Origin of the sequence: Gemmobacter aquarius (assembly GCF_003060865.1) — a bacterium.
Lineage (GTDB): Bacteria > Pseudomonadota > Alphaproteobacteria > Rhodobacterales > Rhodobacteraceae > Paragemmobacter > Paragemmobacter aquarius.
The window spans coordinates 159,306-173,662 of sequence record NZ_CP028920.1; the positions used below are offsets into that span (position 1 = coordinate 159,306).

The 14,357-nt window shown below is 68.5% G+C and carries 14 protein-coding genes; 3 read left to right on the plus strand and 11 right to left on the minus strand.

Going from position 1 to position 14,357, the window contains the following annotated elements; genetic code table 11:
• Window positions 1-924 (plus strand): ABC transporter substrate-binding protein, encoded by a 924-nt coding sequence (locus HYN69_RS20020; protein WP_108437652.1) that lies wholly within the window; start codon window positions 1-3, stop codon window positions 922-924.
• A 12-nt stretch (window positions 925-936) separates the two neighbouring features.
• Entirely contained in the window at window positions 937-1,986 is a 1,050-nt protein-coding gene (locus HYN69_RS20025; RefSeq protein WP_108437653.1) for a FecCD family ABC transporter permease, read from the plus strand.
• Here HYN69_RS20025 and cobF read toward each other — a convergent pair.
• From cobF to cbiE, 6 genes are read right to left on the minus strand one after another with little or no spacing between them, the layout of a single operon-like run.
• The gene (gene cobF / locus HYN69_RS20030; RefSeq protein WP_108437654.1) at window positions 1,983-2,741 is read right to left on the minus strand and encodes a precorrin-6A synthase (deacetylating); all 759 of its coding nucleotides are present in this window, start codon (window positions 2,739-2,741) and stop codon (window positions 1,983-1,985) included. The two genes, HYN69_RS20025 and cobF, sit on opposite strands and share 4 nt — an antisense overlap.
• Before the next feature lie 24 nt (window positions 2,742-2,765).
• Window positions 2,766-3,494, minus strand: coding sequence for a uroporphyrinogen-III C-methyltransferase (cobA, locus tag HYN69_RS20035; RefSeq protein ID WP_108437655.1), 729 nt, complete (start codon window positions 3,492-3,494; stop codon window positions 2,766-2,768).
• Window positions 3,491-4,843 (minus strand): cobyrinate a,c-diamide synthase, encoded by a 1,353-nt coding sequence (locus HYN69_RS20040; RefSeq protein ID WP_108437656.1) that lies wholly within the window; start codon window positions 4,841-4,843, stop codon window positions 3,491-3,493. The genes cobA and HYN69_RS20040 overlap by 4 nt, the downstream gene beginning before the upstream one ends.
• Entirely contained in the window at window positions 4,840-5,613 is a 774-nt protein-coding gene (cobM, locus tag HYN69_RS20045; protein ID WP_108437657.1) for a precorrin-4 C(11)-methyltransferase, read from the minus strand. Before cobM ends, HYN69_RS20040 begins: the two co-directional genes overlap by 4 nt.
• Window positions 5,610-5,972: a cobalamin biosynthesis protein gene (locus HYN69_RS20050; RefSeq protein ID WP_108437658.1), complete on the minus strand. Its 363-nt coding sequence runs from the start codon at window positions 5,970-5,972 to the stop codon at window positions 5,610-5,612. The genes cobM and HYN69_RS20050 overlap by 4 nt, the downstream gene beginning before the upstream one ends.
• Complete coding sequence (gene cbiE / locus HYN69_RS20055; RefSeq protein WP_108437659.1) at window positions 5,969-7,147, minus strand: precorrin-6y C5,15-methyltransferase (decarboxylating) subunit CbiE; 1,179 nt, start codon at window positions 7,145-7,147, stop codon at window positions 5,969-5,971. Before cbiE ends, HYN69_RS20050 begins: the two co-directional genes overlap by 4 nt.
• Here cbiE and HYN69_RS20060 point away from each other — a divergent pair.
• Window positions 7,146-7,898: a cobalt-precorrin-6A reductase gene (locus tag HYN69_RS20060; protein WP_108437533.1), complete on the plus strand. Its 753-nt coding sequence runs from the start codon at window positions 7,146-7,148 to the stop codon at window positions 7,896-7,898. The genes cbiE and HYN69_RS20060 overlap by 2 nt on opposite strands.
• On the opposite strand, the gene cobJ is transcribed toward HYN69_RS20060, so the two are convergent.
• From cobJ to cobN, 5 genes are read right to left on the minus strand one after another with little or no spacing between them, the layout of a single operon-like run.
• The gene (cobJ, locus tag HYN69_RS20065) at window positions 7,871-8,608 is read right to left on the minus strand and encodes a precorrin-3B C(17)-methyltransferase (RefSeq protein WP_108437662.1); all 738 of its coding nucleotides are present in this window, start codon (window positions 8,606-8,608) and stop codon (window positions 7,871-7,873) included. The genes HYN69_RS20060 and cobJ overlap by 28 nt on opposite strands.
• Window positions 8,608-9,348, minus strand: a complete 741-nt coding sequence (locus HYN69_RS20070) for a precorrin-2 C(20)-methyltransferase (RefSeq protein WP_108437663.1) — start codon at window positions 9,346-9,348, stop codon at window positions 8,608-8,610. The genes cobJ and HYN69_RS20070 overlap by 1 nt, the downstream gene beginning before the upstream one ends.
• A gap of 13 nt (window positions 9,349-9,361) precedes the next feature.
• On the minus strand, window positions 9,362-9,991 hold the full coding sequence (locus tag HYN69_RS20075) for a precorrin-8X methylmutase (RefSeq protein WP_108437534.1): 630 nt from the start codon (window positions 9,989-9,991) through the stop codon (window positions 9,362-9,364).
• Window positions 9,991-11,121: a precorrin-3B synthase gene (cobG, locus tag HYN69_RS20080; protein WP_108437535.1), complete on the minus strand. Its 1,131-nt coding sequence runs from the start codon at window positions 11,119-11,121 to the stop codon at window positions 9,991-9,993. Before cobG ends, HYN69_RS20075 begins: the two co-directional genes overlap by 1 nt.
• The gene (gene cobN / locus HYN69_RS20085) at window positions 11,118-14,354 is read right to left on the minus strand and encodes a cobaltochelatase subunit CobN (protein ID WP_108437536.1); all 3,237 of its coding nucleotides are present in this window, start codon (window positions 14,352-14,354) and stop codon (window positions 11,118-11,120) included. The genes cobG and cobN overlap by 4 nt, the downstream gene beginning before the upstream one ends.
• Window positions 14,355-14,357: the final 3 nt, after the last annotated feature.

Sequence of the window (14,357 nt, forward strand, 5' to 3'; positions counted from 1 at the left end):
ATGATTCGTCTCTCGCTTCTTGCACTCCTGCTATCCGCAACGACTGCCTATGCTTATCCCGTCACCGTGAAAAGCTGCGACCGCGAGGTAACGTTCGACGCCGCCCCGACCCGCGCCATCTCGAACGATGTGAACCTGACCGAAATGATGCTGGTACTGGGGCTGCGCGACACGATGATTGGCTATACTGGCATCTCCGGCTGGAAGACGCTGGACGAAGACATGCGCGCAGGGGTTGCCGAACTGCCGGAACTGTCGGCCAAATACCCAACCAAGGAAGTGCTGGCGGGGGCCGAGCCTGACTTCTTCTTCGCGGGTTGGAACTATGGCATGAAGGTCGGCGGCGAGGTCACGCCCGAGACGCTGGAACCCTTGGGCATCCAGACCTACGAGCTGACCGAAAGCTGCATCCATATCGGCCCCAAGGCCAAGTCCAGCATGGATGACATGTATGCCGACATCCTGAACCTTGGCCGCATCTTCGGGGTCGAAGAGCGCGCGCAGGCGCTGGTCGCAGGTTGGCAGGCCCGTCTGGCCAAAGTGACGGCGGGTGTGGAGCGTAGCGCGCCCTTGCGCGTGTTCGTCTATGACAGCGGCGAAGAAGCGCCCTTTACCGCCGGCGCCTATGCCATGCCGACCGCGCTGATCGAGGCCGCGGGTGGCATCAACATCATGAATGATCTGGAAAAAAGCTGGGCCGAGATCGCTTGGGAGCCCGTGGTGGAACGCAACCCCGAGGTGATCGTGATCGTCAACTACGGTGATGTGACGGCCGAACAGAAGATCGCCTTCATGAAGGAGAACCCAGCCTTCGCCAATATCGACGCGGTCAAGAACGACCGTTTCGTCGTGCTGGAATATGTTGAGGCGACCCCCGGCCCCCGCAACATCAAGGCGGTGGAAAAGCTGGTCGCTGGCTTCTGAGGGCAATAGACCATGGCTGACGCCACTGCCCTTCCGTCCCTGGCCCGCAAGATCGGGACCTGCACCGGCATCGCCCTTGCGGCGGCGGCGGTGCTGCTGGTTTCCGTCATGGTGGCGGTGTCGGTGGGGGCGGTGGCAATTCCATTGGCTACGGTCTGGGGCGTTGCGCTTGACCGCATTTTGCCGGGCATCGTGACCCCGGGCTGGAGCGCGGGCCGTGCCAACATCGTCTGGGAAATCCGATTTCCCCGCGTGGTGCTGGCTGGGCTCGTCGGGGCGGGGCTTGGGCTGGTGGGGGCGGCGTTGCAATCGGTCACGCGCAATCCGCTGGCCGACCCGCATCTGCTGGGTATCTCGTCGGGCGGAGCCTTTGGCGCGATTGCGGCGCTGTTGCACACCGGGCTGTTCCTTGGGCTGCTGACCGTGCCGCTGATGGCCTTTGGCGGTGCGCTGGTGGCGACTGTTCTGGTGCTTGGGGTTGCGCAATTGGCCGGGGCCAGCAGTGCCGACCGGCTGGTGCTGGCCGGGGTAGCCGTCAGCTTTGTCATCATGGCGGGGGCCAATATCCTGATCTTTCTGGGCGATCCGCGGGCGACCCATACGGTTGTGTTCTGGATGCTGGGCGGGCTCGGGCTGGCGCAATGGTCCCATCTGATCTGGCCGATGGCCGTGCTGCTGCCCTGTGGCTTTTGGCTTTGGGCACAAGCCGGGCGGCTGAATGCCATGAGCCTTGGCGACGAGACAGCAGCAAGCCTTGGCATCGAGGTTGGCCGCTTTCGCCTTGCCGTCTTTGTCGCCGCCGCCCTGATCACCGGCGTCATGGTGGCGTTTTCCGGGTTGATCGGATTTGTTGGCCTGATGATGCCGCATCTGGTGCGGCTGGTGGTGGGCGGTGACAACGCGCGAGTGCTGCCGGCCTCGGCGCTGGCGGGGGCGGTGTTCCTGATCTGGGCCGACGCGTTGGCCCGGGTGGCTGTCGCCCCCGAAGACATGCCGATCGGCGTGGTCACCGGCCTTGTGGGCGGGGTGTTCTTCATCTGGATGATGGCGCGCAGGCCTTAGGTCTTGCGGATCAGGTAGATGTCCATGATCCAGCCATGCGCGGCGCGGGCTGTCGCGCGGGTGGCCAGAATGTCGTCTTGCACCTGCGCCAGCGGTCCTGCCCGCAGAATCTGCTCGGCCATGCCGACATAGGCCCCCCACCAGATGGTCAGCTCGGCCGGATCCAGCACCCGGAACGCGCCGCCCGCATCCAGCATGACGACGATGGTGGTTGCCCCGTCGGGCCAGCCGTCCATCCGCAGCGCCCGGCCCGTGGTGATGGTGACGGGTGCGGCCAGATCGTTCAGCGGGATGGCATGGGCCGCGCACAACATCTGGATCGCGGTGATGCCGGGGATCACCTCCAGCGTCAGCGGCAGCCGCAGGCCGACCCGCCCGGCGATGCGCAGCGTGCTGTCATACAGCGACGGATCGCCCCAGACCAGCAGTGCCACGCGCGGCCCGCCGCCCAATTCCAGATGCGCGCGGATCGCTGCCTCCCAACGGGCGGCGATGGCATCGTGCCAGTCATTGACGCGTGTGACATAGTCAGGCGTTGCCGGATCACGCACCGGCAGGTCAAAGGTCTCGATCCGGGTGGCGGGGTTGGTCACGCAGGCGCGGCAGATCTGCAGGCGCAGACCAGCCAGATCGGCCTTGTCCTCGCCCTTGAGCGGCACAAGGATCAGGTCGGCGGCATTCATCGCAGCCATCCCTTGCCGGGTGACGTGATCGGGGTTGCCAGTGCCGATCCCGATCAGCGACAGATGGATCATGGCCGAAGCCGGAATGCGCTGCACTCAGCCCTCCGCCGGGTCGGCCAGGGGGCCGTAGAGGATCAGCGCAGGCTTGTCGCTGCGACCGCCCGCCAGGCTGGTGGCAAGGGCGGCAATCGTGCTACGGTGCAGGCTCTGGTCGGGATGACCCACCGCCTCGGCCAGCAAGGCAGGGGTGTCGGGCGGCAGGCCATGGGCAACAAGCGCCTCGGCCAGCCGGGGAAAGGTGCGCTTGCCCATGAAGACGACCGTGGTGGCCAGGGGGTCGGCAAGGGCGGCCCAGTTCAGATCGTCGGGCAGGTTGCCGGTGGTATCGGCCCCGGTGATGAACTGCACCCGCCGCGCAGTCAGGCGCCGCGTCAGGGGGATCCCCGCCGCCGCCGCCGCCGCACAGGCTGTGGTGACGCCGGGGATGATCTCATAGCAGATGCCCGCCTCTTGCAGCGCGAGGATTTCTTCCTCCAGCCGTCCGAAAATGCCGCCATCCCCTGATTTCAGCCGCACCACGCGCGCGCCGGTTTGCGCATGATCGACCAGCAGGCGGCTGACGTGGTCTTGCTTGGGTGATGGCCGGCCCGCCCGCTTGCCCACCGCCACCAGATCGGCCCCCGGCCGGCACAGGGCCAAGATCGGCCCCGACGAAAGATCGTCAAACAGCACCACATCCGCCTCGGCGAGGCAGCGCGCGGCCCGGATCGTCAGCAGATCCGGATCGCCCGGCCCCGAAGATACGAAATACACATGGCCGGTCATGCTGCGGTCTCCGGGCTGGCGGGGGCGATAAGGTGAAAGAAGGTGCCGCTGACAGTGGCGCCCTCGGTGGCCCGAAACGACCCGGTTTCGGCAACCGCTGCCCCCGTTGCATCAACCACATCGGCCAAGGCGGCGTCGGGCTGCGACAGGATCGTGGCATAGTGGAACTCGTGCCCGCGCAGGGCCATACCGACGGCAAAGCCCGGCAAGGCCAGCCTCGGCCTGGCCAGGCGATAGCCCAGATGCATCCGCCGCTTGGCAAAGCTGGTCTCCAGCCCCAATAGGCCCGCCATCTGGTGCCGCGTGCCATCAGCGGCCACCAGCCCTGCCCCCAGCGCCATATAGCCGCCACACTCGCCATGCACCGGGCGGGTGCGGGCAAACTCTGTCAGGCCCGCGCGGAACCCAGCCGCCGCCGCCAGCCGGCCCGCGTGCAATTCCGGATACCCCCCCGGCAGCCAGCAGACCGTTGCGGTCGGGTCGGGGCCTTCGTCTTGCAAAGGCGAAAACGGCAGGATCGTCGCCCCACCCGCCCGCCAATCGGCCAGAAGATGCGGATAGACAAAGGAAAACGCCGCATCCCGCGCAAGGGCGACCCGGTCTCCGGGCGGGGGCACGCAGGGGGCCGACGCCGCGCGCAACTGCCCCCCGGCCTGCGCGCGAATGGCACTTAGGTCGCAATGCGCCGCGACAAAGGCCCCCATCTCGGCCAGGATCCCGGTCAGGCGCGGCAATTCCTCGGCCTGCACCAGACCCAGATGCCGCTCGGGCAGCGCCACACCGGCCTTGCGCGGCAGCGCGCCCAGCACCGGGATACCCGCGCTGGCAAAGCCTGCCCGCACCAGCGCCTCATGCCGGGGCGAGGCGATCCGGTTCAGGATCACCCCCGCAACCGGCACATCAGCGCGATACCGCGCCAGACCCAGCGCCACCGCTGCCGCCGTCTGCGCCTGACCCGAGCAGTCGATCACCGCGATCACCGGCCAGCCCAGCACGGCGGCAATGTCGGCGCTGGCCCCGGTGCCGGTCTCTCCGGGCCGGGCCACGCCGTCAAACAGTCCCATCGCCCCTTCGGCAATCACCAGATCGGCACCCATGGCTACCTGCGCCAGCGCCCCGATCCGGTCGGGCGTCATCGCCCAGCTGTCAAGGTTGACCGACGCCCGCCCCGCCGCCGCGCTGTGAAACGCGGGGTCGATGTAATCCGGCCCGCATTTGAACGGCTGCACCGCCACCCCTTGGGCGCGCAAGGCCGCGATCAGCCCCAGCGTCACGGTTGTCTTGCCGCTGCCCGACGCGGCGGCCGAAATCAGAAGACCCGCCGGGCGCTGAACACGGGGCGGTGTCATTCGGGAAACCTCGGGTCGGTGCCTACGGGGCGATAGCGGCGGTCGTAGTCGCCTGCGTATAGCCGGCTTTCGTCAAACCCCTCCGCCCCAAGGGCGCGCCCGACCACGATCAACGCGGTCCGCTCTCCGACCCCTATCATGGGATCAAGGCTGGCAAGCGTCGCCCGCACCACCTGCTGATCCGGCCAGGACGCACGAAACACCACCGCAACCGGGCAATCCGCGCCATAGAACGGCAGCAGCCGCGCCACGACTTCGGCCAGCATATGCACCGACAGGTGGATGGCCAGCGTCGCCCCGGTGCGGGCGAAATTCTCAAGGCTTTCGGCCTCGGGCATTGCCGAGGCGCGGCCTGCCGTGCGCGTCAGCACCACCGATTGCGCCAATCCGGGCAGGGTCAGCTCGGCCTGCAACACCGCGGCGGCCGCGGCAAAGGACGGCACGCCCGGCGTCACGTCAAACGGGATGCCAAGGGCGCGCAGGCGGCGCAATTGCTCGCCCATCGCCGACCAGATCGACAGATCGCCGGAATGCAGCCGCGCCACATCCAGACCCGCGGCATGGGCTGCGCTTATCTCGGCCATGATGTCGTCCAGCGACAGCGGCGCGGTGTTCACGATCCGCGCACCGGGCGGGCAATGCGACATCAACGCCTCGGGCACCAGCGATCCAGCGTAGAGGCACACTGGGCTGCCAGCGATCAGGTCGCGACCGCGCAGGGTGATCAGGTCAGCCGCACCGGGCCCTGCCCCGATAAAATGGACGGTCATGTGATGTGTCCTCTGGTTTCGGCGATGGCGCAGGTCGCCATGCCGCCGCGCGCCGTGATCCGCGCCACGCTCAGCCGCGCGTTCGGCCCTGCCGCCACAAGGGCGGCGGCTTCGGCCACCGACCCGGTGCCGTGCATCGCAAGGATGCGCGGCGATTGCGTAGGGGTTTGCACGCCTGCCACCGCCACGGCCAGTAGCGGCAGGCCGCGCGCATCGGCCAGGGCCTGCACGCCCGCGACCTTTTCTGCCAGCGTAGCCAGTGCATCGACGCGGCCCCCGGCAGCCTCGGCCAGCGCCAGCACCTCGTGCAGCGCCTCGGGTGGCGCGCCGTCGCGGTATCCGATTCCGGCCACCCTCATCTGATCCCCCGCCATTGCACCACGGGCCGCGCGGCCTGCCAGTCGCGGAACCGGCCAAGCGTGCCCGCCTCGGCCAGATCGATCCGCAACAGGGTGCCGCCATGGCGGGCGTGCAGATCGGCCAGCCGGGCTTCGGCCTCGAGTGTCACGCCATTGGCCACGATCCGGGTGCCCGGCGGCAGCACCGCCCATAGCGCGTCGTATAGCGCCGCATCGCCGCCGCCGCCGACAAAGACCGCATCGGGCGGCGGCAAGCCCCCCAGCATCGGCAGCGCCGCGCCGTGCCGCAAATCCATCCGATGCGCCACGCCAAAGCGGTCGGCGTTGGCGGTGATGGTGGCGGCGCGGTCCGCCCGCGCCTCAAGGCAGACCGCCCGCCCGCCCGCAAGGCACCATTCCACCGACACAGACCCCGACCCGGCCCCGATATCCCACAACAGCTCGGCCGGGCGGGGGCCAAGCGCCGACAGCGTGATTGCCCGCACCGGGGCCTTGGTGATCTGGCCGTCATGCTGGAACAGATCGTCAGGAAGGCCGCTTGCACGCGGCAGGCCCGCGCCGGGCGGCAGATCGGCGCCGTCGATCGCCACCGCCACGGGGGCCGCGATGTCTGGCCAGCCGCAGCCGCTGCGGAGGCGCTCAACCGGCCCACCCAGCGCCTCGGCCACCGTGACCCGCGCCGCGCCAAAGCCATGGGCGGTCAGCCAGCCCGACAGCTCGGCCACCGCCGCCCCGTCGCGCAGGGTGCAGATCACCCGCACGCCCCGGGCCAGCACTGGCCACAAACGGGCATACGGGGCGGCATGCAGACCCAGACAGATCACGTCCTCCAGCCGCCAGCCCAGCCGCGCTGCCAGCAGCGAAAACGTGCCCGCCACCGGATGCGCCACCCATTCGCCGGGCGAAAGATGCGCCACGACCGACCCGCCTGCTCCGAACCAGAACGGATCGCCCGACACCAGCATCGCCACCCTTTGCCCGCGGCGAGCCAAGAGCGGGTCAAGGTCGAACGGCACCGGCCACGCTTGCCCCCGCGCCCCCACACCCGCCAGCGCCAGATGCCTGGGCGCGCCGAACACCACCGCTGCCTGCGCCAGCGCGGCACGGCTTGCCTCGGACAGGCCCGCCGGTCCATCCTCGCCCAGACCGATGATCGCAAGCCAAGGTTCAAACATGACGCGCATCCTGCTGCTGGGCGGCACGACCGAAGCCAGCCTGATGGCGCAGGCGCTGGCGCGGGCCGGGCTGGACGCGGTGTTTTCCTATGCCGGGCGCACGGACAGCCCCGCGCCGCAGCCCTTGGCCACACGCGTCGGCGGGTTTGGCGGGGTGCCGGGGCTGGTGGCCTGGCTGCGCGACCACCGCATCAGCCATGTGATCGACGCCACCCACCCCTTTGCGGCGCAGATGAGCCGGAATGCGATCACGGCCTGCGCACAGACGGGCATCGCCCTTGTGGGGCTGGAGCGTGCCGCCTGGCAGCCCGGGCCGGGCGATGACTGGCGCACCGTGCTTGATGTGGATGCAGCCGTGACCACCCTGCCCGACGCGCCCGCCCGGGTGTTTCTGGCCATCGGCAAGCAGACCCTTGCCCCCTTTGCCGCCAAACCGCAGCACCATTACCTGCTGCGGCTGGTCGATCCGCCGACCGGGCCCCTGCCCTTGCCACGGGCCAGCGTGGTGATCGCGCGCGGCCCGTTCGACATGGCCAGCGATGCCGCCCTGCTGCGCGATCACGCCATCACCCATATCGTGGCAAAGAACGCCGGTGGCACGGGGGCCGAGGCAAAGCTGACGGCCGCGCGGGCGCGTGGCCTGCCGGTCATCCTGATCGACCGGCCCGTCTTGCCGGCGCGCAAGGTGGTGGCCACGGTCAGCGATGTGATGGCCTGGCTGGGTCATGCAGACACCGAGCGGGGTGTATAGACCCAGCGCCCGACGCGACGGGTCGCCTGATTGCCGACGATCACCACCGTGCGCATATCGGCCATCTCGGCCTCGGCTTCGGCGAGCGTGACACAGGTCAGTGTTTCGTCCGGCGTGCTGACCGCACGGGCAAACAGGACGAGCCGACCGGGTTCGCATTCCTCGCGCAGGATGCGCAAGACTTCAACGAACTGGTGCGGGCGCGAGGCGGATCGTGGGTTGTAAAAGGCCATCGCAAAGCCGCCTTGTGCTGCGTGGCGCAGGCGGCGTTCCACCTCGGCAAAGGGTTTGAGATTGTCGCTCAGGTTGATGGCGCAAAAATCATGCCCGAGGGGCGCGCCCGCCCGCGCCGCCGCCGCGAGCATCGCCGTGATGCCGGGCAGGATGCGGATGTCGGTATCCTGCCTGTCGCGACGCACCTCCAGCGCCTCGAACAGGGCCGAGGCCATCGCGAACACCCCCGGATCGCCCGATGACACGATCACCACACGCGCGCCCGCCGCCGCCAGATCCAGCGCGTGCTGGGCGCGGTCAAGCTCTACCCGGTTGTCAGAGGCATGCAGCGTCAGCCCCGCACGCGGCGCGATGCGCGCAACATAAGGAATATAGCCCACCACATCGGTTGCCTGATCCAGCGCCGCTGTCACCTCGGGCGTGACGAGGCCCTCGGCACCCGGGCCAAGGCCGGCAACGGCGACCCAGCCGCCAATCATTCATCACCCCCTGCGACCGGGCGGCGGCCGTGGCCATGCACCAGCACGATCGCGAAATACGGGCAATCGGCGGCATCCACATCGGCCAGCCGTGCCATCCGCTGGCCCGGCATCGTGCCGCGTTCGATCAGCCAGGCGTCCTGCAACCGGCCCGCCGCCTGAAGGGCGCGCCGCACCCGGGGAAGGTTGCGCCCGGTCTTCATAATCGCCAGCGCATCAGACGTCTGCATGTAACGCAGAAGATCTTCTTCGGGCAGCGTGCCCATGAGCACTGTCAGGACATCGTCGCCCCAAGTAATAGGCACGCCCGTCGCGTTCCAACAACCCACCATGCCGGGAATGCCGGGGATCACCTCGACTGGCACAACATCGCGCAGGCGGATATAAAGATGCATGAAGGACCCGTAAAAGAACGGATCGCCTTCGCACAGGACCACCACCTCGTGGCCGGCCATGGCCAAACCGCGGAGCCGGTCGGCCCAATCGTCATAGAAGGCCGACAGCAGGCGGTTGTAGTCGGGGCTGTCAAACGGGATTTCGGTAGTGACCGGGTATTCCATCGGATATTCGCTGGCACCCTGCGCCAGCATGCCGTCCACGATCCGCCGCGCCTGACCCTGTCGCCCGGCCTTGCGGAAATAGGCCACGTGCTGCGCGGACCGGATCACCCGGTCAGAGCGGACCGAGATGAGGTCCGGGTCGCCGGGGCCAAGCCCGGCACAGATGATGCGGCCCATGGTCATTTCCCGGTCATTCCTTGCGACTTGCCAAGGCATTGACAGCGGCAACCGTAATCGCCGATCCGCCCAGTCGCCCATCCACGACCACTGCAGGTACCGGAGCGGCATCCATAAGGGCGGCCTTGGATTCCGCGGCACCAATAAAGCCCACCGGGCACCCGATGATCGCTGTCGGCCTTGGGCAATCGGGGTCTTCCAGCATGTTCAGCAGGTGAAACAACGCGGTCGGCGCGTTGCCGATGGCAACCAAGGCGCCCCCGAGGTGCGGCCGCCACAACTCGACCGCCGCCGCCGAGCGGGTGTTGCCCATGCGGGCGGCAAGCGCGGGCACCGCTGGGTCTTGCAGCGTGCAGATCACCGCATTGCCTGCAGGCAGGCGGGCGCGGGTGATTCCCTCGCTGACCATACGGACATCGCACAGGATCGGTGCGCCCGCTTCAAGTGCGGTGCGGGCAGCGATCGCCATGCCGGGCGAGAATCGCACATGCCGCTCCAGCCCGACCATGCCCGCCGCATGGATCATGCGGACCACGACCACCTCCTCCTCGGGAGTGAAGGCGGCAAGATCGGCCTCGGCCCGGATGGTGGCAAAGGATTGCACATAGATTTTCGCGCCGTCCTTTTCATAGACATGCGGCATCAGAACAGTCCCCCCAGGTCAATGGCATCCGCATCAAGGCCCCGTTTCATGGCGCGGTCGGTCGGGCTGCCGTTCAGGATCAGATCAAACCCCACGGCGGTCGCAACCAGGGTAACATCCGCGCGGCCAGGATGGGCGCACCCTTTGCCACAGCCCGACACATGCAGCAGGCGGCCAGTTGGCACCTGAGGGGCCAGGCGCCGCGCCAGATCACGCACCGCAGCCCGCCCTTGCAGGCAGGCGGGGGCGCCAGAGCAGGCCTCGACCCGCCGGATCGGATCGTCGGGGTCGGTGATCAGACCGGGCAGCGCCGGCATGACAGACACCCCCTCGATCAGCAGCATCCGCCAGGGCGTCATCCGCAGAGGGCCAAGATCGGCCAGTCCCGCAAGGGCTTCGGCCTGCATCTGGCCAAAGGCCACACCCACCAGCGCACCCTGCGCCACCAACCCCGGCTGCGGCAGTACAGCCTTTGGGGCGGGGGCAACCGTGCCGGTCAGCGCGTCCGTGGGCCGCACGCCGCGCCCGATCAGATCCGCCATCCGGCCCCGGCCATCGCTGACCCCGCCTGCCGCCACGAACCATCGCGCCAAATCGACAGCGGCCGCCGCACCGTCGTCCACCGGCGCCCCCAGCGCAGCACCGTCGCAGCGAATAAGCAATCGCCCATCCGCCGCACGTTCCAGCCGGATGTCGCCCGAGATGTCGCCCATCATCGGCACCGGGCCGCTATCGACGACAAAACCGAACTTTCCCGGCAAGGGGGGCATCTGACCCAAAGCTCCGGCCAAGGCGGACGCCAACCGCAGGGTTTCCACATCGGCAAAGGGCGTGACCAGAATGTTGCGCCGCTGTTCGGCCTCGGGCGAGGCGTCGATCAGGTCCATCCCACGCAAGCCGACGATCAATGCGGAATGCGACGCCGCAGTCACGCCGCGCACCTGCACATTGCCGCGCGCCGACAGGTCGATCAGCCCATTGCCATACGCGCGCGCCGCAGCCGCCAGCCCGCGTGCCTGATCCTGGGACAGCCGGCCCAAGGGAGGGCGCACCCGCACCACCAGCCCGTCGCCGGACTCCATGGGGCGCAACGCACCCGGGCACCAGCCCTGGACCTGAAACTCGTTCATGCCTGCACCTGAAGCATGGCCGCGATGGAATTGCGCCGCGTCACCCAGAGCCCGGCTTCGGCCAGGCGGCGAAACAGATCGCGCAGGGCTTCAAGGGCTTGCGGATTGTGCTGCGCCATAAAGGCCACCAGATCGTTGCGGCCCAGCGTCGCCTCGTGATACAGGTCGAACAGATGCGGCGGCACCACGCCCGCCAGATGGGCAAAGGCCGCCAAGTGATCGGCGGTCGCGGCAATCTCGGCGGCACCGCGATAGCCGTGGCGCATCATCCCGTGGGCCCAAGCCGGATCCGCCGCGCGGGCGCGCACCACGCGAGCGATTTCTTCGGACAAGCTGCGGGCACGGGGGCGGTCGGGTTGCGTGGCATCAAGATGATAAAGGGCGGGTTGCGCCGCCCCCAGTCGGGCAAGCGCGGCAGCAAACCCCGCCTCATGCGCCGCGTAATCGGCCGCCAGCAACAGATCGCTTTCGGGCAGATCCTGAGCATGCACAAAGCTGTCTGCGCTGCGCAAGCGGGCCTCCAGCCCGGCACGGTCACTGTGCGATTGCCCGTCCGCGCCGATCGCCCAACTGGAGGCCGCGATCCACGCCTCGCCCGCTGCGGCACGCGCTTCGTCGGTGAATGCGTCCATGGCAGTGCCCATGCCCAGCCCATACATGCCCGGTTTTGGGCCATAGACCCGTGCGGCGGCATCGCGGTAGGGGTTGTCCTCGGGGGCCTCGTCGCGGTCGGCCAGCATTTTGGCCCCGGTTTCAAACAGCGTCGCCAGCCCGGGAAACACATCCCGGAACAGGCCCGACACCCGCAGCGTCACATCTATGCGCGGGCGGCGCAGCAAGGCCAGCGGCACGACCTCGACACCCGACACACGCGCCGACCCTGCGTCCCAGACCGGGGCCAGCCCGGCCAGATGCAGCGCCATGGCGAATTCCTCGCCGGCGGTGCGCATGGTGGCGCTGCCCCACAGATCGACCACCAGCCCGCGCGGCCAGTCGCCGTGATCCTGCAAATGCCGGCGCAACAGTTCCTCGGCCAGCTTGACGCCCTGCGTTTGCGCGGCCCGACTGGGCACGGCGCGCGGATCGACCGCGAACAGGTTGCGCCCGGTTGGCAACACATCAGACCGCCCCCGCGCGGGCGACCCTGATGGGCCCGGCGCGACCCGAAGCCCCGCCAGAGCCCGCATCAGCCCGTCGCGTTCTGCCGCACCGCAAGCGCCGCGCCCCAGCACGTGCAACCCGTCGCCATATTGGCTTTCCTTGATGTCGCAGACAAAGCGGTCGATGCGGGTGATCGCCTCGGCAGGGCTGGCGCCCTCTGGAATGCCCAGATCGGTCTCGACGCCAGATGCCTGCGCTTCGCTGCGGATCTCGGAGATCAGCCGGTTGCGGCGACCAGGGTCCAACCCGTCGGCGGTGGAATATTCGTCCAATAGCCGTTCCAGACGGTGCATCCCTTCGGGCACCACGGCGGCGCGCAAGGGCGGCGGCATGTGGCCAAGGGTCAGCGCGCCGATGCGCCGCTTGGCCTGTGCGGCCTCGCCCGGATCGTTAACGATAAACGGATAGATCACCGGCAGATCGCCCACCAGCGCCTCGGGCCAGCAGGCGGCGGAAAGCGCCACCGATTTGCCCGGCAGCCATTCCAGCGTGCCATGCGCACCCATGTGCAGGATAGCGTGCAACCCCTGCGCGCGCAGCCACAGATAGAACGCCACATAGCCATGCCGGGGCACGCGCGACAGATCATGGTATTCGCCGTCGCGCAGGGCGACCTCGCCGCGTTCGGGTTGCAGCGCCACCAGTACGTCCCCAGCCCTCGTCGCGGCAAAATGGAACGCGCCATCGCGGCAGGCAGGGTCATCCTCGGGCGCGCTCCACGCGCCGTACAGCGCGTCGCGCAAAGGATCAGGCAGACTGGTCAGCGCGGCCAGATAGTCCTTCAGCGGCCATGCCAGCGTGTCGTTTTGCAAGGCTGGGGCCAGCGCGCATGGCCGCGCGCCATAGCCCGCCGCGCCCAGATCGGCCAGCAGGCCTTCGGTCGAGGCCAGCGCATCCAACCCCACCGCATGCGCCATCTGATGCGGGCGACCGGGATAGGTGGACAGGATCACTGCCAGACGGCGCTGGTCAACCGGCGTTTGCGCCAGCCGCAGCCAGCCCATGACCCGCGCCACCACGGCAGCCACCCGGTCCCGGTCCGCCCGATGGGCAAAGCGCGAAAATTGCAGGTCGGGATCGCGTTTGGCCGCAGTCTTGAAGGACACAAGGCCCGCGAACAGCCGCCCGTCCACCTCGGGCAGCACGACATGCATCGCAAGGTCTGCCGGTGACAGGCCACGATCCGACCCGGCCCAGTCGCGGCGGCGCGCGGTGGACAGCGCTACCTGAAACACCGGGCACCCCGCCACGTCAAACGGTGTGGACCCATCATCGCCGCGCGCCGAAAAGGCGGTTGCGTTGATGATCGCAGGCGGACATGCCTGCGCCAGCACGGGGCGCAGCCAATCGGCAAAACCCGGCGCCTTGAGCGACGGCGCAAAGACGCCCACCGCAGACACGCCCTGCGCACGCAGGCCAAGGATCAGCGCGTCGATGGGGCCGGTATCGGCCGCCGTAAGATAACTGCGATAGAAACTCACCAGCACGACCCGCCCCGGCGGCAGGTCCGCGATCACGCCCTGATCGGGGTCATAGATCCCCATGTCGGGCATCCGTTTATCGCCCGGCACCGGCCCGGCATACAGCCCCGCTGCCAGCGCCAGTTGCGCCAGCGCCGCCTGCGCTGCCACCGCGCCGCCCGCGTCACACAAATCCTGCAACCGCCGCAAGGTGGAGACCGGCAGGGTCGAGGCTGTATCCAGCGCCGGGTCCACCCGCCCGTCCGCAGGCAGCACCGCCAGCGCGATCCCCCGCCTGCGTGCCATGTCCTGCACCGACGCAATGCCGTAAGGCCAATAGGCTTCGCCGCCGATCAGGCGGATCAAGATTGCCTTTGCCCTCGACAGCGTCCGCTCGACATAGGTATCGACCGAGACGGGATGTTTCAGCGCAACAATATTTTGAAGCCGCAGGGACGGAAGACCGCCGCCAGCCCGCTGCCAGCCGGCCGCAAACGCGCCAAGGTCGCTGTCGGAAAACGACAGGACCACCAGATCGGCAGGGTCCTGCCCCGGATCAAACGGCGCCTCGGCCGTGTCCAACCCCCGACTGTCGCGAAAGACGACGTGCATCGC